This window comes from Pyxidicoccus trucidator (assembly GCF_010894435.1).
Lineage (GTDB): Bacteria > Myxococcota > Myxococcia > Myxococcales > Myxococcaceae > Myxococcus > Myxococcus trucidator.
Window position 1 is genome coordinate 178,512 of the sequence record NZ_JAAIXZ010000013.1, and the last position, 25,329, is coordinate 203,840.

A 25,329-nucleotide genomic window follows, 5' to 3' on the forward strand; every position below is an offset into this window, starting at 1 on the left:
TTCCGCTCAAGGCCACGAGAAAAAGACGCTGGTCATGCCCGCGCCGATGCTCAGGAACACGGTGACGATGGTAACGAGGCCCAGCACCACGGCCTTGCTCCACGTCGCCAGGTGCGAGCCGCCATACACCCGCTGGAGGGCCAACCCCAGGTAGACGATGAACACGGTGTTGACCAGCGCCATGCTGGGAACCCACGTGTCCAGCACTAGCCGGAGCGGCTGGCCCACCGCGCCGATGAGGAAGCGGAACACGGCGACGTGCAGGGCGAAGGTGAGGTGCTCTCCGAAGTAGCGGCGAGGCCGGCGGTAGAGCAGCGGCAGTGCTCCGGCCAGCAGCATCACCCCGGCGAGCTGCGCCAGCTTGTTCACCCGCTGGAAGCGCGCCTCCAGGTGCTCGCGGTGCACCGCGGGCGCGACACCGAGCTGCCGCGCGGAGTGCTCGACGTAGGACTCGTAGCGCTGCACGCTGGCGCCCATCAATCCCTCCAGCCGGTAGAACGTCCCGCTGCCGAAGAGGAAGTACGCGGCACCGACGAGGAGGAACAGCTTGCGCGCCGAGACATACGGCCCGAAGCGCCCCGAGTGCGCCTCCACGGTGAGGAAGCCGGGCCGCGTGACGAGCAGCCACAGGGTGCGCCACAGCCGGCCGTCCAGGTGCAGCCGCTCCAGGAGCAGCTTCTTCATGTACGGCGAGAATTGCTGCTCGTCGCGAGTGAAGCGCTTCGCACCGCACTGCGCGCAGTAGGGGCCCGTCAGGTTCACCCCGCAGTCCGCACATGCCTCCACGGGAGGAGAAGGCACGGCGCTCACCTCGGGCTGCGGCTGCGGAACGGCGGACATGGAGCGGGAGTCTACCGTGTGCCCGGGAGCGGGGTTACGCTGGGGCCTGGCAATGGCCCAGGACCCACGCGACTACCTCCCCGACGTGCGTGACGGGCTCACCCGGGTGGAGCGCATCATCCTCCACACGCTGAACGAGCTGCAGCAGCAGCGGGGCGGGCGCAACGTGCCCACGGCCATGCTCTACGGCTACGTCGTCGAGCACGTGAATCTCCGCCCCGACGAGTTCCAGGCCATCCTCGCGCGCCTCGTCGGCCGCGGGAGCCTGTGAGCGTCGGGGCGGCGCAAGGGCAGTGGCGGATGGTCGCGGCGAGCCTTCACGAGCCCGTGGTCGGCCTGAGCAGTGGATGAGCGGGACGCTCGGTGCCCTTCAGGATATCGAAGGATGGCTGCCAGGATTGGCCCGTCCACCGCCATGGAACATCCACCAAGAGCCATGGTGTCTCGTCTCGCACCTGGTATCGGAGGAGTGCGACATCAGCGATCAGGCGGGCGCACTGCTCGGTGTCATTGGAACCGAAGACCAGAACCTTGGTGCGCGCGCGAATAGCCGCAAGCTTGACGGCCTCTTCGAGGACTTTCACCCGCGTATTCCGCACGTCTCCGCACCGTCCCCACTCGGACTCCAAGCCAAGCAGCACCTCCCTCTGTCCAAGGAGGCACTCGTCCCAATAGGCGTCCTTGTAGTACCGACCGATATAGTCGGGGTAGGTCGAGTGGGTGAGGTCCAGGAGGAACTCCGCTCGGCTGGTGCGCATCGGAATGTCTCGCAAGCACGAGAAGAACGGACGCCAGTCCGCCCGAACCTCCCGTGCGCGTGCATCCACGAGCACAGGCTGTCCTGAGAACGCACCTGCAGCACAGGCGAACCAGTCGAGGACCAGCTCTGTCCACGCCTCTGTGGGCGGCTCCAGACTCCGGTCGTATCCGCGAATCATGGCATCGACCAATTGCTTACCTGCGGTGGTCAGTTCCGCTGAGTCATAACGGACGAACTTGAAGTGGCCGGACATTGAACCTCCAGCGAGAAGCGCCCAGAAGTAGCTGAGGGCTTCTCGTTACCGGAATGCCGCATGTGGCATATGTCCCCTAAGCGACGACAGGATCGTACCGTGGTGAGGGTTCAACCACACCCGTTCTACCCGGCCCGTCCAGCGCCATTCAGGAGGGGAACGAGCCGCTCACGAACTTCCTTCAGGAACTCGGCAAGGCCGTTCTTCTGTCCTCGCTGCTCCAGCACCGCGAGCGGCGTTTCTTCCAGACACTGCCGCTCGCGCTCCCAGTCTTCCTGGGTCAGTTCATCGAGGGCACGTTTGATGTCCTTCTTGGCACCGTGCTCGCTCGCCGCCAGCTCATGGGACGCGGTGATGGGGTCCAGGGAGAGACGCGCTCGAAGCTCCTGGAGCCGCGACTCCTCACCAGCGTTACGTGGGACAAAGCCCGCCAGCACCCACGCCTCGCGCTTGGGGTGGGCCATGCCAATGACCACCTTGAATGGCCAGCGGTACTTCTCTCGAACCTGCTTGAGCCCCTGCGCAGCGATACGGTCAGGGTCTGCATCGCTGTCACGCACGAGCAAGACGGCATCCGGACAACGTCGTAGCGCGGCGAACAGCAGGAGTGCCTTCCGCGCGCTCAACGCATCCGGCTGTGCTGCCTCGCCATTGAACGGGCCGAAAATGCTCCTGACACCACCGTGTGCGAACGAGCTGCTGGACTTGAATGCATCCTTGACGTGAGCCCACTTCAGGAATGGCTCGTCCGCCCTATCTTCGAGTCCCCGCCACCGGCGAACCGAGTCCAACACCACGGGGTCATCAAGCCACTCAACCGCCTCACGCAGTGTCCGATCAGCGAGCTCGCAGGCCGTGCGTTGGTCTGCCAGCGCCTCGCAGACCACCCCGAATTCAAAGGAGGGCTCACTCATTCGCGGCAGGCCCACCCAGCTTCCCAATCCACTCTTCGCCGACGGTGCTCCAGAACTCTCCCGGAGCCATCAGGCCCTTCCACTTCTCGAACTCAGGGTGGGCGGTGAGCTTCTCGCAGCGGGCGAATCCGTTCTCCGCGAGGAAGGTCATCCGGACCTCCTTGGGGTCCAGGTAGTTCAGGATGAAGGGCGAGTGACTGGTCGCGATGATCTGCAGCTCAGGGTCACGCTTCTGGATGGCACGCAGGGCCTCGACGAGTCGGACCTGAGCTGCCGGGTGGAGGGACAGCTCGATGTCGTCGAGCAGCACGAGCCGGGGTTTCGTAGGCCCCAGGAGCGCCGTAAGCAAGCCGAGCACCATCAGAGTGCCCTCGCCTGCGGCATCCGGTGCGACGCCCTTCGCACCGCGCATGTCGAAGACGACCTGGTTCCCCCAGATCGTGCGCTTCTCCGGCACCTCATGGCGCTGCTCATCCAGTGCAATGGTCCGAATCGCGGTCTGCTCGACAACCGCACGTTCGATGCGAATGCGGCGCACGGCCGGGACGACTTGCTTGAGCGCCAGCTCAATCTCGTTGAACACCTCGTCCTGACTCAGCTTGAGGTAAGCCAGCACCGAAGCAAGCCCGCTCCCATCCGGATGAAGATAGGGAATCGGGGCTTCACTATACGAAGCCTCCGCCAGCCGCCCTGGGACGAAGCGCAGGATCGACGTTGCGCGGAGTCCCTCTCGAAGCTGATTCAGGACATCTTGATCCGCCTTGACCTGGACGACGCGGGCTGGATCCCATACAGGGGGAGCCGCATCGTTCGGGTTCGCATACCCCACGTTGAAGCTCTTCCCGAACAAAGAGCCGACAAGGGCGAAGGGCAGGTCCACTTTGCCTGTTCCGCGACGCGTGACTGGCGCGACGGTGCTGAGCGCCGACGCGGAGCCTTGCACTGCCCCCCAACGGCCAACGACGCCCAGTTCAACCCGCTCCTTGACCCCGTGGGACTGCACCAGCGGCCCGGGCCAGAAGCTCCATCCGCCTCCCAGTAGAAAACTGGACGCTGTCGACAGGAGATTCAGCCCCTCCAGCAGCGTCGTCTTCCCCGACGCATTGGGCCCCACCAGCACCGTGAAGGGCTCCAACTCCAGGTCGAGCGAGCGGTACGCCTTGAAGTTGCGGAACTGGACCTTCTCAATCACGGCAGCCCCTCCTGACGTCGCACACCCTACCCCTCTCCCGTGAGGGAGAGGGGAAGTCCCGCCGACTCAGTTCTTCGTGAGGGGCCGGTACCGGATGCGGTGCGGCTCCAGGGCGTCGGGGCCGAGGCGCTTCTTCTTGTCCGCCTCGTAGTCCTGGAAGTTGCCCTCGAAGAAGAACGCCTTGCTGTCCCCCTCGAACGCCAGGATGTGCGTGGCGATGCGGTCCAGGAACCAGCGGTCGTGGCTGATGACCACCGCGCAGCCCGCGAAGCTCAGCAGCGCATCCTCCAGGCTCCGCAGCGTCTCCACGTCCAAATCGTTCGTGGGCTCGTCGAGCAGGAGGAGGTTGCCACCCTCCTTGAGCATCTTCGCCAGGTGCACGCGGTTGCGCTCGCCGCCGGACAAATCCTTCACGCGCTTCTGCTGGTCCTGCCCCTTGAAGGCGAAGCCCGCCAGGTACGCGCGGCTGGGAATCTGCCCGCCCTTGCCCAGGTCCAGGTGGTCCAGCCCGCCGCTGACCTCCTGGAACACCGAGTTGTCACCGTTCAGCGCGTCGCGGCTCTGGTCCACGTAGGCCAGCTTCACCGTCTCGCCCATGCGCAGCTCGCCCGCGTCCGGCTTCTCCACGCCCGTCATCATCCGGAACAGCGTCGTCTTGCCCGCGCCGTTGGGGCCAATGACGCCGACGATGCCACCCGGCGGCAGCTTGAAGTTCAGGTCGTCGACGAGCAGCCGGTCCCCGTACGCCTTGCGCAGCCCCTTGGCCTCCACCACCAGCCCGCCCAGCTTCGGCGCGGGAGGAATGATGATTTCGCCCGTGGCCTCGCGCTTCTCCTGCGACTGGCTGAGCAGCTCCTCGTACGCGGAGATGCGCGCCTTGCTCTTCGCCTGACGCGCCTTGGGCGACTGCCGCACCCACTCCAGCTCGCGCTTGAGCGTCTTCTGGCGGTGGCTCTCCGACTTCTCCTCCAGCGCCAGCCGGTTCTGCTTCTGCTCCAGCCAGCTGGAGTAGTTGCCCTTCCAGGGCACGCCCTCGCCGCGGTCCAATTCCAGAATCCACTCGGCCGCGTTGTCGAGGAAGTACCGGTCGTGGGTGATGCAGACGATGGTGCCCTTGTACTCCTTCAGCGCAATCTCCAGCCACGCGACGCTCTCCGCGTCCAGGTGGTTGGTGGGCTCGTCCAGCAGGAGCAGGTCCGGCTTCTCCAGGAGGATGCGGCACAGCGCCACGCGGCGCTTCTCGCCGCCGGACAGCTTCGTCACGTCCGCGTCACCCGGGGGCAGGCGCAGCGCGTCCATGGCCATCTCGATGGTCCGGTCCAGCTCCCAGCCATTCACCGCGTCGATGGCGTCCTGGAGCCGCCCCTGCTCGGCCAGGAGCTTCTCCATGGCGGCGTCGTCCATGGGCTCGGCGAACTTCGCGCTGACCTCGTTGAAGCGGTCCAGCGTGGCGCGAATCTCCTTCAGGCCCAGCTCCACGTTCCCCTTCACGTCGAGCGAGGGGTCGAGCTGCGGCTCCTGGGCCAGGTAGCCGACCTTGGCGGACGGGTCCGGCTTGGCGACGCCGAAGAACTCGGTGTCCACGCCCGCCATGATGCGCAGCAGCGTCGACTTACCGGAGCCGTTCGGGCCGATGACACCAATCTTCGCGCCCGGGAAGAACGACAGGTAGATACCCTTGAGGATCTCCTTGCTGTTCTTGACCTTGCGCAGGTCCTGCATCGTGAAGATGAAATTCTGGGCCATCGCGGCTTTCCTGCCTCCGGCGGAGTGAAGGGCACAGCGGATACCAGGGTGGAACAGCGCACTCAAGCCGCGTGCGTCCCTCCCCTGTCACCCCTGAGGCCCCCCGACAGCCCGGCAGGACCGCCAGCCGTCGGCGTGTGGACAGAGGGCCCCTGCCTGGCGGCCCACTCCCTTCCAGGGCCTGGGGCCCACCCGACTCCCACCTGCCGCCGCCGCGCCGTCACTCCCGCCGCAGGGTGATGACGGCCAGCTCCGGCGGGGCGCCCAGCCGCACCGGAGGGCCCGTCGTCCCCGCGCCGCGATTCACATACAGCCACGAGCGACCCCGCCGGTACATCCCGGAGGTCCACCGGGTCATGAACCGCGCCAGCGACAGCCGGCGCACCCCGGGGACCGCCAGCTGACCGCCATGGGTGTGGCCGGAGAGCGTCAGCTCCACGCCCCGCGCCTGTGCCTGGGGGAACAGGTCCGGGTCATGCGCGAGCAGCACCGTGGGCACGCCTTCCGGACGCGCCGCGAGCGCCCGCTCCAGGTCATGGCGCGAGCTCCACGTGTCATCGACGCCCGCGACGTACAGGCGCGCTCCGCCCCGCTCCACCACCACGCCCCGGTTGCGCAGCACGCTCAGGCCATTCCACTCCAGTTCGCGGACCAGGTGCTCGCCATCGGTGAAGTAGTCGTGGTTGCCCATGCACGCGAAGGCGCCATCCTTCGCCCGCAGTCCGCCGAGCGCCCGCGCGACGGCCTCCACATGCGAGGGGCCGTGCGCAATCAGGTCGCCGGTGACGGTGACGAGGTCCAGCCCCAGTTCGTTGAGGCGCGCCACCCAGCCGGCCACCTTCGCCTCGGGCACATGGGCGCCGCAGTGCACGTCGGAGAGCTGGCCGATGCGGTAGCCGTCGAGCGCCTCCGGCAGCCCGGCGATGCGTACGGTCCGCCTCCGCAGCCGGGGTCGGTTGAGGACCGCGTCGCCTCCCACCCCCAGCGAGAGGGTCCCCACCAGCGCCCACGTCGCCCCTCCGGGAGCCCCCGCATGGATGGCCAGCGCTGCGGGGAGCATCAGCAGGTCGAACACCAGACACGCCGACCACCAGCCCAGCGCCACATACGTGGACGGCGTGCGAGGCGTGGTCGTCCAGGGACTCTTCAGCCGTCGCAGGTACGGCCACGAGACGCCGAGCGCCACGAGCGCAGGCAGCGGCGTCCGCGTCAGCGCGCACAGCCAGAGCACCGCGGGGAGCTGGACGACCGTGACGAGGGCGGTCGCCACGAGCTGGAAGCGACCCTGGTGGAACGAGCGGATGAGCATCGGTCCCCAGGTTTCTAATCGACGCCTGCTCCCCGCGCAGGGGAGTCAGTCCCAAGCGGCCAGCCACCCGAGGGCCCCGCCCCGCCCGTGCAGGTGGGGCGGGCCCTTCCCGGGCCTACAGCGGCTCCTTCCCGTCCAGGGCGAACGCGGAGAACACCGACCACCAGTCGTTCTCGTCGCGGCCGTCGTAGCAGGTGACCTCCTGCTGGCTCCGCGTCCACTCCGGATGGGCGTGGCCGTGGTGCGAGTGCAGGGCGTGGTTGGTGCCGATGTGGATGAGCCGCACCCGCTTGCCGCCGGTCCACGCGCCTCCGCCCTCCACCTCCACCCGCCAGTTGTCGTTGCCGTCGCCGACGCCATTCGTCCCGAAGCAGGAGACCTCCTGCTGCTGGGTGACTGGCGACGGATGACCGCTGTGGCTGTGCAGGTTGCGTCCGGTGGCCCGGTGGTTCAGGCGAATGGTCTGGCCGTGATAGACCGGCGCCCCCGATTGGTAGTTGTTCGGCGTCCCATGCGGGCCCCGGATGCGCCACCAATCGCTGTCGTCGTAGCCCTCGAAGGCCGTCACCTGCTGCTGGCCCGACGTGCCCGCGTGCCCGTAGTTGAAGGGATGCGAGTGCAGCGCCCGGCCACTGCCGGAATGCCGCAGCTTGACGCTGCTGCCGTACGCGACGGTGAAGCCCTCCTGGGGCGACTGGAGCTCCGTCAGCACGAAGGGGTGGTCCGTCGGGTTGTTCGGCGGCGACCTCCGCGACACCATCCTCACGGAGTACGGCCCCCGGAAGTAGATGAAGTCAGGAGTCTCCGGCGCCTCGTCATTCGGATGAGGGTGCGGAGTCAGGGTGTTGATGAGCCCGCTGTGGTCCCTGAAGTGGTTGTACTGCGGCGCATGAAGCTCCGCCTCCGGCCAGGCGTTGAAGTCACCCCCGAAGATGATGGGGAGGTTCGGGTCCCGCCCCGCGGTCATCGCGGCGGCCTGCTGGTGGCCGGCGGTGTTCTCCCGCAGCTCCTGCTGCCAATCGAAATCCGGGTTGCCATGATGGACCGGGCTGAATCGCGTGGAGAAGATGTGGATGCGCCTGCCATCCACGAGGAAGCTGCTCTCCAGCGTCCCGAACCCCGTGTCGTCCCCGCTCCACTTCACCGGGTGGTAGACGGCCGCCTCCAGGGGGAACCGCGACAGGATGCCCACCGCCTTGTGGCCTCGCAGCCCAAGCGCATTGGTGTTGGCCCAGTGCCGGTACGGCAGCCCCGTCAGCTCCGAGAGGCGAACCACCTGGTTGACGCCGCTGCCATAGGGCCAGCCCTTCTCGTTCCTCACCTCGTTGAGGAAGACGATGTCGGGCGCCTGGGCGCGAATCTCGTCCGCCAGCCGGGGCAACATGGAGTTGCTCTCCAGGCTCCCCGTCATGTTCCCTTCCGCGATGTTCCAGCACATCACTCGCAACAGCACCGCCATGACCTGTCCCCCTATCAAGTGCCGAGACGTCCAATCACTCTCGACATTCTGGATACGGAGCGCAGCGCCCATTCTGGCTGTCCTCAGGGCACGTCCATGGCCGTCGGCTCCGCCTTCCAGCGCTCCAGCTGCGCCTTCGAGGGGAAGCCCTTCACGCGGTAGCGCTCCGGGTACAGGCCTGGCTCGGGCATGAGCAGCAGCCCGGCGTCGCGCACGACCAGGTCCCAGCGGACGATGGCCACCGGAGGCGCCTTCGAGCCGAGCGTCTGGTCCATGAAGAACAGGATGTCAGCGCGTGGCAGCAGCGTGTCGATGTCGCTGACCCAGACGGCCTGGCCGAAGGAGCGCCCGTGCTCGTCCTCCTCCGGGATGAACTCCGCGATGAAGATGTCCAGGCCGTCCCGCGCGTGCTGCTGCTCGAGGCGCTCGGCCTGCTCCGCGTAGTCGCGGGCCAGGCTGGTCACCGCGAGCTTCTGCAGGAGGCTCCGCGAGGGACTGCCGGGCTCGGGCAGGAAGGTCTTCCACCCCTCGGGGGTGAGGCGCAGCGCGCGCCCGTCCACCGGGCGCGGTACCTGGAGGGCGCGCTGGGCCACGTCCGCCACCGCGAGCAGGCCCTCCTCTTCGCGCGAGCCGGTGATGAACAGCGTGTCCCGGTTGGGCACCAGCACCACCAACTCGCCGCGCACCTCGCAGCGGCGCACCACCTCCTCCAGCAGCAGCCGCGAGGCGCCGTAGCTGTCATTCGTGGAGAGCACGCAGGCGCCCTGGGCCAGGGGCGTCAGCGGCTCCACGCCGCGCCGCCGCAGGTTCGCCAGGGCGTCGGCGTAGGCCTGGTCGAAGGAGGTGTCCCAGCGCTTCAGGTCCTCCGGCGGGACGTAGCGCATGGCGTCCGCGGTGTCCTGGACGAGCGCCACGGCCAGCGTGTCGCCCAGCGGGCGCCACGACACGGGCCCCTTCGAGCCAAAGGGGCTGCCGAGCTGCGTGGAGAGCAGCTCGAAGGTGGCGCGAGGACGCACCACGAGCATCAGGTCCGGGCGCGCCTGCGCATAGGTCTCCGGAGCCTCGACGGACAGGTTCGCCTTCGTCAGGCGCGCGAGCACCTCGGCGCGCCGCTCGGGCGGAGTGGCCTGGTACTCGCGGTAGAAGTTGGTGAGGAAGAGGGTCATCGCCACGCCGCCGTCCGGGCCGTGGGTCTGGATGCGGAAGTGCTCCGGCTCGTAGCGCGGCTCGCCCGGGACGCCCGCGGCGCGGAGCGCCTCCACGGCCTTCCGGGCGAAGGCGGCCTTCTCCTCCTCCTCCGACAGCGGAGCCTCGGGGTCCTCCTCGCGCGCCACGGAGGGAGCGGCCTCCCTCCCGAGCGCATCATCCCCCCCGCTGGAGAAGGCCAGCCCGACGACGAACACCAGGGCCAGGACACCGAAGAGGACCGCACTCCAAAGCGTGTTGCGTGACATGTCCGGGCTCCACCCGTGCGCGGGCGCAGGCCCGGGCAGGTGAGCGCCGGGCCGGGGGCGAGGTTACCGCACCTGTCGCATGGGACACGTCGCTGGAAGCCGTCAGCGGCCTGCCACCGCGAGAGTCGGGCGCACCGGCCTCGAAGGTGTTAGACGAAGCGCCGCCCATGTCCACCCCCGCCCTCGAGCTCCAGGGACTCACCAAGCGGTACGGCACCTTCACCGCGCTGCAATCGATGGACCTCTCCATCCGCCCGGGAGAGATTTTCGCCCTGCTCGGCCCCAACGGCGCCGGCAAGACGACGATGATTGGCAGCGTCTGCGGCCTGGTGAAGAAGACGGCCGGCACCATCCGCGTCTTCGGCGTGGATTTGGACAAGGACCCGGTCGGCCCGCGCTACGACATCGGCCTGGTGCCGCAGGAAATCAACTTCGACCCGTTCTTCTCCGTGTCCGAGTCCTTGCGGATTCAGCTCGGCTACTACGGCCGGCCCCGGGACGAGGCCCGCATCGACGAGGTGCTCACCGCCCTCAACCTGCACGCCAAGAAGGACGCGATGACGCGCGCCCTGTCCGGCGGCATGAAGCGCCGGCTGCTCATCGCCAAGGCGCTGGTGCACAGGCCCCGCCTCGTCTTCCTGGACGAGCCCACCGCGGGCGTGGACGTGGAGCTGCGCCGCGACTTGTGGACCTATGTCCGCAAGCTGGCCACCGAGGGCACCACCATCGTCCTCACCACGCACTACCTCGAAGAGGCCGAGGAATTGGCGGACCGCGTGGGCATCATCAACGAGGGCCGGCTCCTCATGGTGGAGGACAAGACCACCCTGCTGCGCCGCTTCGGCGAGCGCCGCGTCGTCGTCACCTTCGACCACCCGCAGGCGGCCCTGTCCGAAGCCGGCCGCCGCTTCGCCGCCGCCCTCTCCGCGGACGGCCGCACCCTCACCTATGTCGAGCGCGAGGGCTGCGCGCCCTCCGGCGAGCTGCTCCGCGCCCTCTACGCGGAAGGGCAGCCCATCGCCGACGTGGAGACGCGCCGCTCGCGCATGGAGGACGTGCTCATCGAAATCCTCCGCGGCCGTCCCCAGGCCGCCTGACCCCACCGCCCGCTCCGCCCACCATGAACGTCCTCGGGATGCAGACGCTGTTCGCGAAGGAGGTCCGGCGCTTCATGCGCGTGCCGGGCCAGACGGTCCTCTCGCCCCTCATCAGCACCACGCTGTATTTCATCGTCTTCGGCTACTCCATCTCCGGCCGGGTGCAGACGGTGGATGGCGCGCCCTACCTGCACTTCATCGTGCCGGGGCTCGTCTTCCTCGGCATCGCCAACAACGCCTTCCTCAACAGCTCCTCGTCCCTGTTCATCACCAAGATTCAGGGCACGGTGGTGGACCTGCTGGTGTCGCCCCTGGGGCCCGGCGAGCTGATGGCCGGCTTCATCGGCGGCGCCATGGTGCGCGGCCTCGTGGTGGGCGGCCTCACCTGGGCCGTGGCCGCCATCTTCACCGGCTTCAGCCTGGAGCACGCGTGGGTGGCCGCGTACTACCTGCTCCTCTCCTCCTACGTCTTCAGCGTGCTGGGCATGCTGGCCGCCGTATGGGCGGAGAAGTTCGAGCAGATCAACTTCTTCCCCACCTTCGTGATGCTGCCCCTCACCTTCCTGGGCGGCGTCTTCTACTCGGTGCGGGAGCTGCCCTCGCCGTGGAAGGAGGTCAGCCTCTTCAACCCCATGGTCTACATGGTGGAGGGGCTGCGCTACGGCATGCTGGGCCGCAGCAGCTTCTCGCCCCTGGGCGGCGGCGCCATCCTCGCCGGCGTCGCCGTGGTGGCCACCCTCACCACCTGGCTGGTGTTACGGTCAGGTTACAAGATGAAGGCCTGATGCCTACATCCCCTGAACCCCGGCCCCGGAGGGCTGGGTAGCTGTGGGGTATTTCGCGACTGGGTGTTTCCCACCCGGTGAGAAAGGGGGATATCCTCCGGGGTACATCATGGCTGTGCCATTCGGTAAGTATGAGTTGCTGCGGAAGATTGCCTCCGGGGGAATGGGGCAGATCTTCCTCGCCCGCGAGCACGGGACGGGGTTCGAGCGACTGGTCGTCCTCAAGCTCATCCTCCCCCACCTCGCCGAGGACGATGAGTTCCTCAGCATGTTCCTGGACGAGGCGGGGCTCGTCGCTCGGCTGACGCACCCCAACCTCATCACCATCCTCGACCTGACGGAGATCGAGGGCCGGCACTGTCTGGCCATGGAGTACGTCCAGGGTGACGACGTGCGTCGTCTGGACAAGTTCTCGCGGGCGCATGGCAAGCCGCTCCCGGTGGGCCTGATCCTCCGCATCATCGCGGATGCCGCGGCGGGACTTCACTACGCGCACGAGGCGCGTGACGCACAAGGCAAGCCGCTGCGGTTGGTACACCGCGATGTGTCACCGCAGAACATCCTCGTCGGCTTCGACGGCGGGGTGAAGGTCATCGACTTCGGCGTGGCCAAGGCGGCCACCAGCAGCCAGAACACCGCCACCGGCGTCCTCAAGGGGAAGTACCCCTACATGTCGCCCGAGCAGGCGAACGGGCACAGCATCGACGCGCGCAGTGACTTGTTCGCGCTGGGCGTCGTGATGTGGGAGCTGCTCACGGGCAAGCGCCTCTTCAAGGGCGAGTCAGACTTGATGACGCTGCGGCTGGTGAAGGACTGCCAGGTGCCGCGGCCGTCGCAGCTCAACCCCAAGCTGCCGCCGGGGCTGGACGAGATTCTGCTCAAGGCGCTGGCCACCACGCCGGACGGGCGCTACCCGGACTGCGGCGCCTTCCGGCTGGCGCTGGAGGACTACGCCCTCAACCTGCGGCTGCCCTCCAGCAGCGCGCACCTGTCCGCGTACCTGCGCGAGGTGTACGCGGAGCGCATCGCCACCGAGACGGACCCGGCGAAGCTGGACCAGCTCGCCGAGGACGCGGACCTGGACTCGCGCTCCAACTCCTCGCTGAGTGGCATCAACGGGGGCCCCCGCTCCGCCGCGTCGCGCGCCGTCCCGCGCCCGGCCCAGGGCGCCGTCCCGAGCACGCGCTCGCGCCAGGGCGTGGCCGCGCAGCCCGTGCACGAGAAGACGCGCGGTACCTCGCCGTTGGGCCGCCCTGACGTGCCGCCGCGCCGCGTGCCCTGGGTGCCCGTGGCGGCGGCCGGCGTGGGCCTGCTCATCGCGGGCTCGGCGCTCATCTTCATGCGCGGCGCCGAGGCGAATCCGGTGAAGCCGCTCCCGCCGCACGTCGCCGTGGCTCCGCCGGTGCAGCCGCCGCCCTCGAATCCCCAAGGCACGCGGCCTCCGGACGCGCCGCCGCGGTCCGTGGCGCTGCCCGTCTCCTCCGTGCCTCCCGGTGCGACGGTGAGCGTCGGTGGCAAGGCCCTGGGCACGACGCCAATGGAGCTCACGCTCCAGCCCGGCGGCGCCCCCTTGGAGGTGACGCTGGAGCTGGCCGGGTATGACCCGGTGACGCGGCAGGTGTCCGCCGCCGACTCCGCGCTCGAGCTGGAGCTGCAGCGGCCCAAGGGCGGCACGAAGGTCACCCCCGTCTCCGGCAAGAAGCCGGGCGGCGGGCTCGGTGGCATCAAGGGCACGCGCTGAGCCCCCCGGGCCGCGCCGTGCGCGCGGCTCAGCCGGGCTTCACTGGAAGCCTGACTCGAACAGCACCTTCGGCTCGTCGGGCGCGTCCTCGTCCTCTCCATAGAGCTTGAAGTTGAGGCGCGCGTGCTCGCCTTCGAGGTCCACCTCGATGGTGCCCACGTTGAGTCCGCCCACCGGCTGCTGGAAGACGCGCGCCATGCTGCCGCCCAGCAGGTGGATGCGCGCCGAGCGCCCGTCCAAATCCGACATCACGAAGTGCGTGCGGGGAATGTGGCGCGCCATGTGCCAGTCGAGCGACGGCATCTTGTGGGTGATGGAGCTCGACACGAACTGGTACAGCGACGTCGGCGGGTCCGTGCGCCAGTCACACCGGGCCACGTAGCCCACGTGCACGTCGCCGCCCACCATCACCACCCGCTGGTGGGGGTTGCGCTGCTGGTGGTGCTTGATGAGCTCCAGCATGCGGCAGCGGTCCTTGCGGTACTGCGGGTGCACCCAGCGGTCATGCGCGTCCTCACGGAAGCTGCCCGGCACGTAGCGGGCGACCCGTGAGAGCCAGCCGGGCATGAAGAACGGCGGCACGCTGACCACGACGAAGAGCACCGGCGCCTCGGTGTTCGTGTTCAGCCAGGTGGAGAACTCCTCCAGCTGGCGCGGCGCGAAGACGCGCGCGTGGTCTCCATCGGCGGAGCGGCGCTCGGAGCGCACGTCCAGCACGTACCCCGCCGCGACGCCATACTCGAAGGCGTAGTCGTAGGGGCCCTCGTCATCGGGGCGCAGGGGCTCCACGCGGGACTGCTGGTAGTGGCGGTAGGCGGCCTCGGCCGCGTCGCGCAGGTGGCGCCAGTCCTTGTGGTGGTGCTCGGGCAGGGAGCCGTAGTTGTCCGCCACCTCGTGGTCATCGAGGATGGGGTAGCCCGGGAAGCGCGCCTGGAGCGCGAGCCAGTCCGGGTGGCCCCAGTTGCGCCGGTAGCGTGCGTGGTACACCGCGAGCGCCTCGTCGTGGGTGCACTCCAGCAGGCTCCTGCGTCCCGGAGGCCCCACCGTCTTGAAGTACTCGGGGTCGAACAGCGACTGATTCTCCGGGAAGTCCGCGTAGAGCTGGTCGCCCACCCACAGCACCTGCTTCACGTCACAGCGCTCCCACGCGGCCCTGGCGACGCGCAGCATCCGCACGCCCATCTCGTGCATCGCTCCGCTCTTGTCGAAGGGCTGGTGGCAGCTCGCCACGCCGATGCAGAAGCGCTTCGGCATCTGGCTTCGCCGGGCGGGCAGCGTCTCGAAGCGCCCCTCTCCGACGAGCCCCCCGTCCGCGCGGCTCAGCCGGAAGCCGTACTGCGTCACCGGCTCGAGCGCCTTCGCGCCGGGGAGGTCGTCCGGAAAGGCGAAGGAGAGGGTGTGGTCGCAGAAGGAGCGGTCCCCCATGTCGAGCGCGTAGGAGACGCGCTCCGACGGCGCCGCCATCAGCCACAGCTCCAGGCGGTGCGGCCCCCCGCCCGGCGAGCGCATCCACAAGCGCACTCCCCGCGGGCTGACCCGGCCCACGGCCACGGCACGCTCCAACTGGAACCGCTCTGCCTGCATGAGCTCAAAGTGCTATCGCCCGAGGCTCCGGACCAGCAGCCGCATGCCCGAACCGGGAGGAGGCGCCTGCCCGGCGGCTCCGCTCCGCCGCACGGGGAGCAGGCAGGGAGACAGCAGGCAACAGCCGGCACAGCCCCGCGGCCCTTCCGATTCCCTGAGATGGCGGCGGGGCCGGGGCCCTCTTCACGGCTGGACCGGTGAACGGTCCGAAAGGAACCCCCTGATGCGAAACACCCTGAAGGCAGGTCTGGCGGCGCTGGCGTCCGTGGCGCTCATCCCCATGGCCGTCGGAGCGCACGAGGTCCGCTCCCCGTTCCCCGGCACGGTGACGGCCACCACGAACTACCCGAGCGGCGGCTACCACGGCGCCGTGGATATCGGCCCCGGCAGCTGCAACTACTGGGGCGCCGAGACGGGCGTGGTCGGCTCGGTCTCCTGGACGGTCACCATCAAGACCACCGGCGTGGTCTGCAACGGCAACGGCTACGAGAACGCGAACGAGGCCCGCCACCTCTGGCAGAGCGGGTGGACGTTCCGCCAGAAGCACTGGATCAAGACGGCCGACTCCCGCAACCGCACCTGCGACCGCTGCCAGATTGGGAACGCCGGCGGCACCGGACAGGCCACCGGCCCGCATGCCCACCTCATGCAGGACAAGCTCGGCACCAAGGACATCGGCTGGTACGACGGCTACACCGTCTACGGTGAGGCCGTGGACCGCAGCGAGACCATCGGCTTCCTGGACTGAGCCAGCGCTTCCCCGCGCACGTGGGCCCCCGGCCCGCGGCAGCGCCCCATGAGGGCCGGTGGGTCGACCGGACCCTCACCGGAGCCTCATGGGGCCGCTGTCCTTCCGGACGCTTGCGGCCGAGCCCCGCTCGGCGCGGTCGCGAAAAACCCGGGGAGAAAATCCCCGTGAAATCATTTTTCAAGACAGCGGCGGCCCCGGGCCCTCCTGAGGGGCTGGAACCCCTCACAGGCCCCCACCGCCATGACTCCAGAATCCGTCCACCGCTCCGCCGCTCCCGTGACGGGCCCCCAGGGCCGGCGCCCGCCACTCGTCCTGCTCGGACTTGGCGCCGTCGTGCTGCTCGCCGGTGTGGCGCTGCTCGCCTACGGCCCCAGGGGCGGTGAGGAGTCCGGGTCCGACGGCGCCTCCTCCAGCGCCCACGCGAAGGGCCACTCCGGGACGGGAGGCTCCAATGGCCACTCCGGCGGGGGCGCCGCGCAGGCCGAGGAGCCGCCGCCCCGGTTCGAGGCCACCGTCTGCTGGCGGGACATCGAGCGCTTCAACGAGTCGGTGACGATTGGGAGCTTCCGGAACTGGGCCGCGCCCCTCTTGGCGTCGAGGGACCCGAACGTCCGGGCCTACTTGCGCGAGCGCCTCACGGAGCTCATCGGCAACGACGCGGGCCACGCGCTCGAGGTGCTGGGCTGGAGCCGCGACGCCGCGCCCCGGGAGTTCAACGTCATCATGATGGCGCTGCGCGACTCGGAGGCCGTCCACCAGCCCCAGGTCGCCGCGCGGCTCCTGGAGCAGGGCATGGACCTCACCCTGGACGGCCAGCGGCGCGCGGGCCTCCTCTCCGCGCTGGACACGCAGAAGCGGCTGGACCCGGCCTCGCTCGGCACGCTGGCGGACTTCGCGAGGGACCCGGTCTCCGGCGAGGCGGGCTGGGCCGCCACGCGCACCATCGCCCGGGTGATGAAGCGCGACTTCAACGCGAAGGGGAACCTCGCGCCGTACATGGACAAGCTGCTCACCATCGGCGTCGAGTCGCCCGACGAGCAGATCCGCTACCTGGCGCTGTCCATGCCCATGCACGCGACGCCCGTGCTGGATGATGAAGCCAGCGCGCGCTACGCGAAGGTCCTCACCACCGAGGGCAGCCCGGAAGGCCGCGAGGCGGCGGCGCACAACCTCTCGGTGTCCGGCGGCGACAAGGCCCGGACGCTGGAGCTGTTCGCCCAGTCCTTCACGGCGGAGCAGGACATCTGCGTGCGGTGGGCCCTCTTCCGCTTCGCCGCGCGCGTGGCCGGCCAGGAGTCGCTGCCCACCATGGCGAACATGGCCATCGCCGACCCGCGCTTCCAGCCCCTCTACCAGACCTTCGAGCGCATCTACGCGAGCGGCACCCTCGACTTCGTGCGGGTGTGGAACAGCCTGCCCGACCAGGACCCCTTCGGCTGCCTCGACCGCCACGAAGAATGAGCACGGGAACCCACGCCATGACCTGCCCCTCCTCCTTCTCCTCGCGCGCGCTCGGCCTCGTCGCGCTCGCGCTCATCCCCCTCCTCCCCGTCACGGCGTCCGCCCAGGCCGCGGCCCCGGCGGTCCCCGAGCTGCGCGCGGACTCCTGCTCCGTCGAGGGGTTGATGGACAGCATCCGCCGGGGGCTTTCCTCCAAGTCCCCCGCCTACAGGAAGTACCTGCGCACGCTGCTGCGCGAGTCCGCCGTCACGCTGCCGGACGCCGAGCTGCGCGCGGCCTTCGAGCGGGAGACGGACCCCGCCATGGTCGAGCACCTCGCCGCCGCGCTGGTGGCGCGCACCGAGCGCGGGGCGGACCCCGCGGCCATGGGCGTGGTGGCGAAGCGCATCCAGGAGGAGCGAGACCCGGCCCTCCGCATCGCCTCCCTGCGCGCCCTGCGGCGCACCAGCGCCACGGAGAACACCGGCGACCTGTACGAGCGCCTGGCGCGGGACGCCTCCCCCGAGGTGCGCCAGGAGGCCGCGACGAACCTCATCGAGGACAACCAGTTCGTCTACTCGGGCCACCACGGCCCGGCCGCGGACGCGGCGGTGGGCGCGGCCGCCGCCTCCACGGACCCGAAGGTGACGGCGCGGATTCTCGACAACGTCTCCACCGAGCACATCAGCCCCGAGTCCGCGGACCGCCTCAAGTCGCTGCTGCGCAGTGACGACGCCAGCGTGCGCGCGGCGGCGGCCAACGCGCTGGGCGGGGTGCCGTCGGAGCAGATGGCCAGCTCGCGGGAAGCGCTGCTCGGCATGTACCGCGACGAGCAGGACCTCGGGGTGCGGAAGATGCTGCTGCGGAGCATCGCCCAGCTCGGCTTCGCGGGTGCGATTCCCGACCTCCAGCGCCTGCGGGGTGTCGACCCCCGCCTGGTGCCCGAGGTCGACGCGTGGATTCGGGCTCTCGGCATGGGCCTTCAGGAGTGGAGCCTGATCCTGAGGGAGAAGCAGCGGTTGCAGCAGGCTCCGTGAAGCTCAGTTCAATCGGGGGCCGCTGTGGCGGCCCGAAAGGAATGACGATGCGTAGCATCATGAAGACGGGTCTGGCCGCGCTGGCCTCGCTGGCGATGATTCCCGCCGCTGTGACGGCGCACGAGGTTCGCGGTACGCACACCGGCACGGTGACGGCCACGACCACCTATCCGAGCGGCGGCACCCACCGCGCGGTGGACATTGGCGCGGGCGGCCGGTGCAACTACTGGGGCGCCGAGACGGGCGTGGTCGGCTCGGTCTCCTGGAACGTCACCATCCGCAAGACGGGCGTCTACTGCAACGGTACCGGCAGCGGCACGCAGAACGAGGCGAAGCACCTGTGGACGAACGGCTACACGTTCCGCCAGTGGCACTGGATCAAGACGAGCGACTCGTACGACCGCACGTGTGACCGCTGCCAGGTGGGCAACATCGGCGCCACCGGCAACGCCACCGGCCCGCACGCGCACCTCCAGTACGACAAGCTCGGCACCAACGACACGTCCTGGTACTCCGGCTACACCGTCTACGGTGAGGCCGTCGACCGCAGCGAGACGCTCGGTTACCTGGACTAGTCACGCCTTCGACCGGCCGGGAGGCGGGGGCCCCCCATTCCCCCCTCCCCCCACCCTGCCTCCTGGCTGGTCACCCGTGTCCGCCGTCTCAGCCGACCTTCAGGCCCTTGGGCCGGGCCATGAGCCGGTCGACGTAGGCCTCCAGCTTCGGCCGCCCCGTGTTGCCGCCCAGCATGCGCTGCCAGATGAACATGGAGCCAACCATCACATCGGCCGCGGTGAACCAGTCGCCGAAGAGGTAGGGCCCGCTGCCGAGCTCGTTCTCCACCGCGTTGAGGACGCCCTCGAAGTCCGTCCAGCCGCGCTGGGGCGCCGTCGGCTGCTTCATCATGTGGTCGCCCATGGAGGGCTCCACCTGGGACGTCGAGTACACCACCAGGGACAGGTAGCGGCCCCGCTCCGGCGCGCCCGGCTTCGGCGCGAGGTTGGCCTCGGGGAACTTGTCGGCGAGGTACAGACAGATGGCCGCGGCCTCGAACACGCGCGTGTCGCCATCCACCAGCGCGGGCAGCTTGCCGGCGGGGTTCACCTTGAGGAACTCCGGCGCCTTCTGCTCCCGCTTCGACAAGTCGACGGGCACCAGCTCGTACTTCGCGCCGCACTCATCGAGCATCCACTTCGCGATGACCGCACGGCTCCTGGGATTGAAATAGAGCTTCATCGAGGGCTCCTCCGGGAAGACAGACACAACGGGTTGGCGGGCTCCGTGTACCAGAACGCCACGGCGGGGGGCCGCACATCCCACACCGTGATGAGCGCCAGCGTCCCCGGGTGGACTAACAGGGCCCGGCCCGATTGTTTCCATCACGTTGCTGGTGCAGCGGGACTTTTGTAGGACGATGCGAACTTCACACGGGTCCGTGGCGTCCGGTGCCGCGCGGACGCAGGCCCACCCTCCGCGCCTTCCTGACGGCGCTCGCGGGGACGTCGCCCATCAACGCGACGCTGCCCCGGACGACGCAGTCCCTGTACGACGGGCTGGTCGACTGCCTCTAGAGCGCTCCGTATGCCTCCGGGGGTGGCGGCGGTGGATGCGGAATGCGCTTCAGGTTCACCAGGACCCCCATGTCATCGACGCCCAGGAGCTTTCCTCCTCCTGGGACATCCGCAATCACCACCCCCTGGTTCGTCAGGAGTCGGACCTGCTGTTCCAGGATGGGCTCGAGCTGGTCCAGCCGGGTCTCGGGTCTCTCGTACTCGCACTTCTTGACCCAGTAGAAGCCCTTTCCCTCCCTGTCGTGGATGATGAGGTCATCCGTGGCCGGAGCGGGGCTGACCAGGCAGGCGGCCTGCGGGTCGATGGGCGCCGGCTCTATCGGCAGCCGGCCCTCGGAGGGGAAGTCCGTGCCAGAGCCTGACTCGCGAGGCCCGAAGCCGCTCAGGTTCACCAGGTAGCACATGGCGCCAACGCCTGGGATGCTGCCCACGGGGATGTCCGCGAGCGCCACGCCCTGGTCCACCAGGAGCTGCACCTGGCTCACCATGGACGTCCTGATTTCATGGTCGGCGTTCTGGTAGGCCTCCTTCTTGAGCAGGTAGAACTGGTCATCACTGGACAGAATCACCAGGTCCTCGGGGCCCGGCGGAAGCGGACGCGGAAACGCGTTGTCCCTGCTCGCGTGCGTCGAGGTTTCGGAGGGTGTTGTCATGGTGTCTCCCTTTGTCCGCGCTCAAAGATGCAGCGGGGGCGGCCGCTTCATTCCTGACAGCGCTTCCCAGTCACACATCAACATCTGGCTTTCATCTCCGGTGATTTCCTCGAGGGCGGCGAACCGCACGTTCTCCTGCAGCTCCAGCATCTGCTGGTAGAGGTTGTTGGCGTCCTTGAACCCCCAGAGGTTCATCACCGTTTCACTCCCGGGCTCGCCACCCGGGGCCCCCGTCCCGGGCAGGGGCCTGCCAGCGGCGAGGAAGTCCCACTTGAAGTCGTGGGCCAGCGTCTGCATCCCCTCTTCGAACGTCTTCATGAAGCCAGGCTTCACGTGGATGGTGACGTTCAGGAAATAGGCGGGGAGGTTGAGCATCATCTCGTACGTCTGGGCCCGCTTCACCGGATCCATGGCCTCCCGGAGCAGCTGCTCCACCTGCGTGAGTTCTTGTTGTGTCTTTGCCTGCTGCGACTCCAGGCCGGCCTTGTGCTCCTTCGCCGCTTTCAAGTCGTCGTCGAGCCGCCGAAGCCTGACGCGCTCCTTGTTGATTTTGTCTCGCAGCTGCCGGATCTGGTCTTCGAGGTTCCTGCTCCTCCGACCCTCCAGCTCCTCGAGCTCGACTTCCAGCTTGGCGATGCGCTCGTTGGCTTCGGCGACCTGCCCCTCGAGCTTCTTGACGCTGGCGTCGGCCGTGGCGAGTTCCCCACGGAGCCGCTCGAACTCCTGGAGGGCGCTCCTCCGACGCACCACGAGGCCCTGCTCCGCCATGATGGCCTCGATGACCTCCTTGAGGCGCGTGTCGAAGCCCAGGGCGGGCAGCAGCTCCTCTTCTCGGGGCAGGTCTTCCCGGCAGCACTCCAGCAGCAGCGCGTACTCCGGCTGCGCGTGCAGCGACTCCAGGACCTTCCTGGCCACGTCCATGTCCTTTTCCGGTAGCGGGACTCCGTAGATTTCCAGCACCCGCTCCGGAATGTCCGTCAGGGCGTAGCCCACCACCACGCGGACCCAGTTGAAGTGCTCCTGCAGCCAGGCGGCCTGCCAATTCAAGGCATTCATGTACAGCGCCTTCGCCCCCGGCTTCGTCATGCTGAAGGTGCGCAGAATCATGAAGTCGGCGGCCACCTCCCCGCCCCCGTCCGCGGCGTCACCCGACTTGCGTCCTTCTCCGTCGCTCATCATTCCCCCCCTTGGTTCGTTCTCCCGTGCCTCGACGTGCGCTCCGTGGGCGTGGGCCTCACAGGAAATGGTGCTCGTCCGCCAGGTCCACGGCACGCAGCAGGTGTTCGAGCGCCTCTCGCCGCTGCCCCTTGTTCCACGCCCCGACCGCCGCCTCCAGCGCGCCGGACAGTGGGTCCGGCAGGCGCTGCTGCGCCGGGTCCAACAACTCCCTCGCGTGCTCCACCGCCTCCGCCACCTTCCCGCGCCGCGCCTCCAGCGCCAGCAGGACCACCAGTCCCTGCCACTGCCCGGCGAACGGGTAGCGCGCCGAGAGCTTCCGCCAGCAGTCCGTGGCCGCCCGCGCCTCGCGCTCGGCCTCGTCCAGGCGGTGCTCCTTCCACGCCACCCACGCCCGGGTGGCCTGGACCGCGCCGACGTAGTCGTCCATGCCGGCCGCGGTGGACACCTTCAGACAGCGCTCGCTCCACTCGCGTGCCTCGGCCACCTGGCCGCGCCGGCGGTACACCTGCATCAGGTAGGTCAGCAGCCGTGACTGCAGCGTCAGGTCACCCAGCAGCTCCGCCAGCCGCAGGCCCGCCAGCCCCTGCTGCTCGGACGCATCCAGGTCGTCATGGAACAGCAGGGTGAACGCCAGGAAGAAGCGGCAGGTCGCCATCTCGGCGAGGTCTCCAGACCGCTCGCCGGCCTCCATCGCCCGCCAGGCATCCCGCACCGTCTCGTCGGAGACCCTGTAGCGGTCCCGCTTGAAGGCCATCAGGAGGAGCGCCTGGAAGAAGCGGGCGCGCTGCTGGAACGTGCCCCGCGCCTCCACGTCCGGGCGGACCTTGTCGATGATGGCCTCCATCTCCGCCACCCGCCCCATCCAGTAGTAGACCCAGATGCGCTCCACGTGGACCTGGACCCACTCGTGCCACCAGCGCGGCGCCGTCCCCTCCTCGGCCACTCCACCCGTTCCTGATTGGGGCACGCCCAGCGCGGCCTCGGCCTCGTCGTAGGCGCGCAAGGCGTCCTCATGCAGGTGATGCGTCTCCCACGTCTTGCCCACCTTGCGATGGAGGCGGGCGCGCTCCTGACGGAGCGCTGAAGCCAGCCGGGAGCGGGCCTCGCCATACGCCGCGCGCGCTTCCTCCTGCCGCCCGGTGAGGGCCAGCACGTCGCCCAGGCTCTCCTGGAGGACCGGGAGCCGGGCCGCGTCCGGCTCGCGCCCCATCCCCGCCTCGGCCAGGGCGGATTGATAGAAGCGGATGGCCTCGTCGTTGGCGTGAGCGGCGCGGGCACGGTCCCCCGCCAGGCCGTAGTAGCGACTCGCCTGTTCATGCACCTCGGCCTTCGCCCAGTGGTTGGCCAGCCCGGGGAACATCAGGGCGAAGTCCAGCGCGGTGGAGTAGCTCCGCTCCAGCGCCTCCGCGGCACGGTGGTGGAGCACGCGGCGCCGCTCGGGGCCGAGGGCGCCATAGGAGAACTCGCGCAGCTTGTCGTGGATGAAGCGCAGCCGCCCTCCGTCCATCCGCTCGAGAATCTGCCGCACCCGCAGCGTCTCCAGGGCCTCCAGCCCATGCGCCTCGCTCAGCGGCACGGCGTCCAGCAGCAGCTCGGCGTCGAACTCGCGCCCGAGCACCGCGGCCAGCTCCGCCACCACCTGCGTCCGGGCGTCCAATGACGCCAGCCGCCCTCGGATGATTTCGGCGATGGAGGCGGGCAGCGCGAGCGACTCGAGTGAAGCGCGGGCCCGCCGGGACAGGTGCCATTCCCCGGAGGGGTCGCGGTGGAGCAGCCCCTGGGAGATTGCGGCCCGCAGGTACTCGGCGACGAAGAAGGGGTTGCCCTCGGACCTGCGCACCAGCCCGTCGAGCACGGGAGACAGGGCGCGCAGGGCCAGCATGCCGCGAATCATGGCCTGGATGTCCGTCGCTTCGAGCCGTCCCAGCTCCAGGTGCAGGGCCTCGGGAGCGCCGGACACCGCGTCCCTGAGGAGCGGCTGGCCCAGCGCCTCCACGCGGTAGGTGCCCAGCAACAGCACGCCCCGGGAGACGAGGTCCTCGTAGCGAAGCTGCCGCAGGAAGCCGAGCGTCAGCTCATCCGCCCACTGCAGGTCGTCGAGGACGAGCAGCATCAGGTCGTCCTCGCTCAGCGCGAAGAGGGCCTCTTGAAGGGCGGTGAAGATGCGGGCGCGCTCGGCCGCGGCGCTGGCCAGGGGCGGCGGCACGGGGAGCGCGTCCAGGGCGGGCAGCCCGCGCAGCGAGGGCTCGTAGGGAACCAGCACCCGCCCCCAGGTCCCGAGCAGCTGGCCCGCCTCCCAGCCCTCCTCGCGGCACCGGTCCGCCACCCGGACCAGCAGCGGGCGGAAGGGGTGCAGGGGCGAGGCCCGCGTGCGGTCATCCACGGCCGTTCCCGACAGCCCCAGGGGAATGCACTCGCCCGTCACCACCATCAAACCCTTGCGCAGCGCCCGCCGGGCCATCTCCATCACCAGCCGCGTCTTGCCCGTGCCGCTGCCGCCGCCAATGAAGATGCAGCCACCGCGGCCCTCGGCCAGCGCATCGAGCCGGGCGCCAATGCGTTGCACCGCCTCCACCCGGCCCGAGAAGGGTGGACGGTAGAGATAGGGCCGGGGCCGGGGCGGCTTCGCCGGCAGCGCCGACTCCACCCCCAGCTCCCCAAGCACCCGGTCCACATCCTCCGCATAGCCCAGCCGGTCCTGCGGCTGCTTCTCCAGGAGCTTGGAGATGAGCCACTCCAGCCGCTCCGGGAGCGGCTCGTCCAGGAGCTGGGAGGGCGGCGTGGGTGGCTGCTGAAGGTGGCGCCGGCGGATGCTGCCGGGCGTGCCCCCGAAGAAGGGGGGAAAGCCCGTCACGCATTCGTACAGGATGCAGCCGAGCGAATAGAGGTCCGCCCGGGCATCCACCAGGTCACCCAGAATCTGCTCGGGCGCCATGTAGAGGGGCGTGCCCTGCACGCCCTCATCCACCTGGAGCTCCTCCCGTCCGGAGGCTCCGCCATACGCGCCCACCAGCCCGAAGTCCCCGAGCACCACCGTCCCATTCCTCCGGATGAAGACGTTGCCGGGCTTGAGGTCTCGGTGCACCAGGCCGCTGCCATGCAGGTAGGCCAGGGGCGCGCACAGGCTCCGCACGAGCTTCAGCAGGGGGAGCGCGGGAAGCGTCGCACTGGAGGCGGTGCCCTGGCTCGACACACTCCAGTAGCGCTCGATGAGCTGCCGGAGCGTCCGCCCCTCCACCAACTCCATCGCATACCAGGGCCTCTCGCCGGAGAGCCCACTGTCGAGGATGCGGACCACGCCCGGGTGGTGGATGCGCCCCAGTGTCCGCACCTCCCACCGGATGCTGTTCAGCAGGCTCCCGTGCGTCACGAGCACCGTCTTCAGCGCCACGTGCTCACCCGTGTTGCGATGGACGGCCGAGTAGACGACCCCCATTCCACCCCGCCCCAGGACCTCCTCGAGGTGGTAGGGCCCCAGGTCCCGGACCCCGAGAACCTCGCCCTCCTGCAAGGGTTCGTCGATGTTCACGGTTGCACCTCAAGCAATGAGTGGGGATGCGCAGC

General features: G+C 69.1%; 22 protein-coding genes. 9 read left to right on the forward strand and 13 right to left on the reverse strand.

Annotated elements, in window-relative coordinates; genetic code table 11:
* Window positions 1-6: 6 nt before the first annotated feature.
* Window positions 7-840, reverse strand: a complete 834-nt coding sequence (locus tag G4D85_RS32060; protein WP_164017859.1) for a DUF3667 domain-containing protein — start codon at window positions 838-840, stop codon at window positions 7-9.
* Window positions 841-892: 52 nt separating this feature from the next.
* On the opposite strand from G4D85_RS32060, the gene G4D85_RS32065 reads away from it, so the two are divergent.
* Complete coding sequence (locus G4D85_RS32065; protein ID WP_164017860.1) at window positions 893-1,111, forward strand: hypothetical protein; 219 nt, start codon at window positions 893-895, stop codon at window positions 1,109-1,111.
* Between the two features lie 46 nt (window positions 1,112-1,157).
* Here G4D85_RS32065 and G4D85_RS32070 read toward each other — a convergent pair whose 3' ends face one another.
* From G4D85_RS32070 to G4D85_RS32100, 7 genes are all read right to left on the reverse strand, one after another.
* The gene (locus G4D85_RS32070) at window positions 1,158-1,853 is read right to left on the reverse strand and encodes a hypothetical protein (RefSeq protein ID WP_164017861.1); all 696 of its coding nucleotides are present in this window, start codon (window positions 1,851-1,853) and stop codon (window positions 1,158-1,160) included.
* A gap of 125 nt (window positions 1,854-1,978) precedes the next feature.
* Window positions 1,979-2,767, reverse strand: coding sequence for a hypothetical protein (locus tag G4D85_RS32075; RefSeq protein WP_164017862.1), 789 nt, complete (start codon window positions 2,765-2,767; stop codon window positions 1,979-1,981).
* Window positions 2,760-3,959: an AAA family ATPase gene (locus G4D85_RS32080; RefSeq protein ID WP_164017863.1), complete on the reverse strand. Its 1,200-nt coding sequence runs from the start codon at window positions 3,957-3,959 to the stop codon at window positions 2,760-2,762. Before G4D85_RS32080 ends, G4D85_RS32075 begins: the two co-directional genes overlap by 8 nt.
* Before the next feature lie 66 nt (window positions 3,960-4,025).
* Complete coding sequence (ettA, locus tag G4D85_RS32085; RefSeq protein WP_164017864.1) at window positions 4,026-5,705, reverse strand: energy-dependent translational throttle protein EttA; 1,680 nt, start codon at window positions 5,703-5,705, stop codon at window positions 4,026-4,028.
* A gap of 220 nt (window positions 5,706-5,925) precedes the next feature.
* Window positions 5,926-7,014, reverse strand: a complete 1,089-nt coding sequence (locus G4D85_RS32090) for a metallophosphoesterase (RefSeq protein ID WP_164017865.1) — start codon at window positions 7,012-7,014, stop codon at window positions 5,926-5,928.
* A 115-nt stretch (window positions 7,015-7,129) separates the two neighbouring features.
* Entirely contained in the window at window positions 7,130-8,473 is a 1,344-nt protein-coding gene (locus tag G4D85_RS32095; RefSeq protein WP_164017866.1) for an MIR domain-containing protein, read from the reverse strand.
* Window positions 8,474-8,556: 83 nt separating this feature from the next.
* Entirely contained in the window at window positions 8,557-9,927 is a 1,371-nt protein-coding gene (locus G4D85_RS32100) for a DUF1444 family protein (RefSeq protein WP_164017867.1), read from the reverse strand.
* A gap of 167 nt (window positions 9,928-10,094) precedes the next feature.
* Between G4D85_RS32100 and G4D85_RS32105 the strand changes: the two genes are divergently transcribed.
* The 3 genes from G4D85_RS32105 to G4D85_RS32115 all read left to right on the forward strand — a co-directional run bounded on the left by G4D85_RS32105 (window position 10,095) and on the right by G4D85_RS32115 (window position 13,550).
* Window positions 10,095-11,024, forward strand: coding sequence for an ABC transporter ATP-binding protein (locus G4D85_RS32105; RefSeq protein WP_164017868.1), 930 nt, complete (start codon window positions 10,095-10,097; stop codon window positions 11,022-11,024).
* A 38-nt stretch (window positions 11,025-11,062) separates the two neighbouring features.
* Window positions 11,063-11,809, forward strand: a complete 747-nt coding sequence (locus tag G4D85_RS32110; RefSeq protein WP_240359613.1) for an ABC transporter permease — start codon at window positions 11,063-11,065, stop codon at window positions 11,807-11,809.
* Window positions 11,810-11,918: 109 nt separating this feature from the next.
* A complete protein-coding gene (locus tag G4D85_RS32115; RefSeq protein WP_164017870.1) occupies window positions 11,919-13,550 on the forward strand; it encodes a serine/threonine protein kinase in 1,632 nt (543 codons plus the stop codon).
* A gap of 39 nt (window positions 13,551-13,589) precedes the next feature.
* Here the strand turns inward: G4D85_RS32115 and G4D85_RS32120 are convergent, their stop codons facing one another.
* The gene (locus G4D85_RS32120; RefSeq protein ID WP_164017871.1) at window positions 13,590-15,134 is read right to left on the reverse strand and encodes an alkaline phosphatase D family protein; all 1,545 of its coding nucleotides are present in this window, start codon (window positions 15,132-15,134) and stop codon (window positions 13,590-13,592) included.
* A 223-nt stretch (window positions 15,135-15,357) separates the two neighbouring features.
* Between G4D85_RS32120 and G4D85_RS32125 the strand changes: the two genes are divergently transcribed.
* The 4 genes from G4D85_RS32125 (at window position 15,358) to G4D85_RS32140 (ending at window position 18,937) form a co-directional block, all read left to right on the forward strand.
* Window positions 15,358-15,882 (forward strand): hypothetical protein, encoded by a 525-nt coding sequence (locus G4D85_RS32125; protein WP_164017872.1) that lies wholly within the window; start codon window positions 15,358-15,360, stop codon window positions 15,880-15,882.
* 243 nt (window positions 15,883-16,125) lie between these two features.
* The gene (locus tag G4D85_RS32130; RefSeq protein WP_164017873.1) at window positions 16,126-17,346 is read left to right on the forward strand and encodes a hypothetical protein; all 1,221 of its coding nucleotides are present in this window, start codon (window positions 16,126-16,128) and stop codon (window positions 17,344-17,346) included.
* A 17-nt stretch (window positions 17,347-17,363) separates the two neighbouring features.
* Window positions 17,364-18,362, forward strand: a complete 999-nt coding sequence (locus G4D85_RS32135) for a HEAT repeat domain-containing protein (protein ID WP_164017874.1) — start codon at window positions 17,364-17,366, stop codon at window positions 18,360-18,362.
* Between the two features lie 47 nt (window positions 18,363-18,409).
* Window positions 18,410-18,937 (forward strand): hypothetical protein, encoded by a 528-nt coding sequence (locus G4D85_RS32140; protein ID WP_164017875.1) that lies wholly within the window; start codon window positions 18,410-18,412, stop codon window positions 18,935-18,937.
* An 88-nt stretch (window positions 18,938-19,025) separates the two neighbouring features.
* On the opposite strand, the gene G4D85_RS32145 is transcribed toward G4D85_RS32140, so the two are convergent.
* On the reverse strand, window positions 19,026-19,598 hold the full coding sequence (locus G4D85_RS32145) for a glutathione S-transferase family protein (RefSeq protein WP_164017876.1): 573 nt from the start codon (window positions 19,596-19,598) through the stop codon (window positions 19,026-19,028).
* Window positions 19,599-19,807: 209 nt separating this feature from the next.
* On the opposite strand from G4D85_RS32145, the gene G4D85_RS50405 reads away from it, so the two are divergent.
* Window positions 19,808-19,933 (forward strand): hypothetical protein, encoded by a 126-nt coding sequence (locus G4D85_RS50405; protein ID WP_275900329.1) that lies wholly within the window; start codon window positions 19,808-19,810, stop codon window positions 19,931-19,933.
* Here the strand turns inward: G4D85_RS50405 and G4D85_RS32150 are convergent.
* The 3 genes from G4D85_RS32150 to G4D85_RS32160 are packed head-to-tail and all read right to left on the reverse strand — an operon-like array spanning window position 19,930 to window position 25,294.
* The gene (locus tag G4D85_RS32150) at window positions 19,930-20,586 is read right to left on the reverse strand and encodes a hypothetical protein (protein ID WP_164017877.1); all 657 of its coding nucleotides are present in this window, start codon (window positions 20,584-20,586) and stop codon (window positions 19,930-19,932) included. The two genes, G4D85_RS50405 and G4D85_RS32150, sit on opposite strands and share 4 nt — an antisense overlap.
* A gap of 21 nt (window positions 20,587-20,607) precedes the next feature.
* Window positions 20,608-21,762, reverse strand: a complete 1,155-nt coding sequence (locus G4D85_RS32155; protein ID WP_164017878.1) for a hypothetical protein — start codon at window positions 21,760-21,762, stop codon at window positions 20,608-20,610.
* Window positions 21,763-21,820: 58 nt separating this feature from the next.
* Window positions 21,821-25,294 (reverse strand): serine/threonine-protein kinase, encoded by a 3,474-nt coding sequence (locus G4D85_RS32160; protein ID WP_164017879.1) that lies wholly within the window; start codon window positions 25,292-25,294, stop codon window positions 21,821-21,823.
* Window positions 25,295-25,329 lie beyond the last annotated feature (35 nt).

Excerpts from the sequence above, each read along its gene's own strand:
- G4D85_RS32060 (WP_164017859.1), bottom strand. The coding sequence starts at position 840 with ATGTCCGCCGTTCCGCAGCCGCAGCCCGAGGTGAGCGCCGTGCCTTCT.
- G4D85_RS32065 (WP_164017860.1), top strand. The coding sequence starts at position 893 with ATGGCCCAGGACCCACGCGACTACCTCCCCGACGTGCGTGACGGGCTC.
- G4D85_RS32070 (WP_164017861.1), bottom strand. The coding sequence starts at position 1,853 with ATGTCCGGCCACTTCAAGTTCGTCCGTTATGACTCAGCGGAACTGACC.
- G4D85_RS32075 (WP_164017862.1), bottom strand. The coding sequence starts at position 2,767 with ATGAGTGAGCCCTCCTTTGAATTCGGGGTGGTCTGCGAGGCGCTGGCA.
- ettA (WP_164017864.1), bottom strand. The coding sequence starts at position 5,705 with ATGGCCCAGAATTTCATCTTCACGATGCAGGACCTGCGCAAGGTCAAG.
- G4D85_RS32090 (WP_164017865.1), bottom strand. The coding sequence starts at position 7,014 with ATGCTCATCCGCTCGTTCCACCAGGGTCGCTTCCAGCTCGTGGCGACC.
- G4D85_RS32095 (WP_164017866.1), bottom strand. The coding sequence starts at position 8,473 with ATGGCGGTGCTGTTGCGAGTGATGTGCTGGAACATCGCGGAAGGGAAC.
- G4D85_RS32100 (WP_164017867.1), bottom strand. The coding sequence starts at position 9,927 with ATGTCACGCAACACGCTTTGGAGTGCGGTCCTCTTCGGTGTCCTGGCC.
- G4D85_RS32105 (WP_164017868.1), top strand. The coding sequence starts at position 10,095 with ATGTCCACCCCCGCCCTCGAGCTCCAGGGACTCACCAAGCGGTACGGC.
- G4D85_RS32110 (WP_240359613.1), top strand. The coding sequence starts at position 11,063 with ATGCAGACGCTGTTCGCGAAGGAGGTCCGGCGCTTCATGCGCGTGCCG.
- G4D85_RS32115 (WP_164017870.1), top strand. The coding sequence starts at position 11,919 with ATGGCTGTGCCATTCGGTAAGTATGAGTTGCTGCGGAAGATTGCCTCC.
- G4D85_RS32120 (WP_164017871.1), bottom strand. The coding sequence starts at position 15,134 with ATGCAGGCAGAGCGGTTCCAGTTGGAGCGTGCCGTGGCCGTGGGCCGG.
- G4D85_RS32125 (WP_164017872.1), top strand. The coding sequence starts at position 15,358 with ATGCGAAACACCCTGAAGGCAGGTCTGGCGGCGCTGGCGTCCGTGGCG.
- G4D85_RS32130 (WP_164017873.1), top strand. The coding sequence starts at position 16,126 with ATGACTCCAGAATCCGTCCACCGCTCCGCCGCTCCCGTGACGGGCCCC.
- G4D85_RS32135 (WP_164017874.1), top strand. The coding sequence starts at position 17,364 with ATGACCTGCCCCTCCTCCTTCTCCTCGCGCGCGCTCGGCCTCGTCGCG.
- G4D85_RS32140 (WP_164017875.1), top strand. The coding sequence starts at position 18,410 with ATGCGTAGCATCATGAAGACGGGTCTGGCCGCGCTGGCCTCGCTGGCG.
- G4D85_RS32145 (WP_164017876.1), bottom strand. The coding sequence starts at position 19,598 with ATGAAGCTCTATTTCAATCCCAGGAGCCGTGCGGTCATCGCGAAGTGG.
- G4D85_RS32150 (WP_164017877.1), bottom strand. The coding sequence starts at position 20,586 with ATGACAACACCCTCCGAAACCTCGACGCACGCGAGCAGGGACAACGCG.
- G4D85_RS32155 (WP_164017878.1), bottom strand. The coding sequence starts at position 21,762 with ATGAGCGACGGAGAAGGACGCAAGTCGGGTGACGCCGCGGACGGGGGC.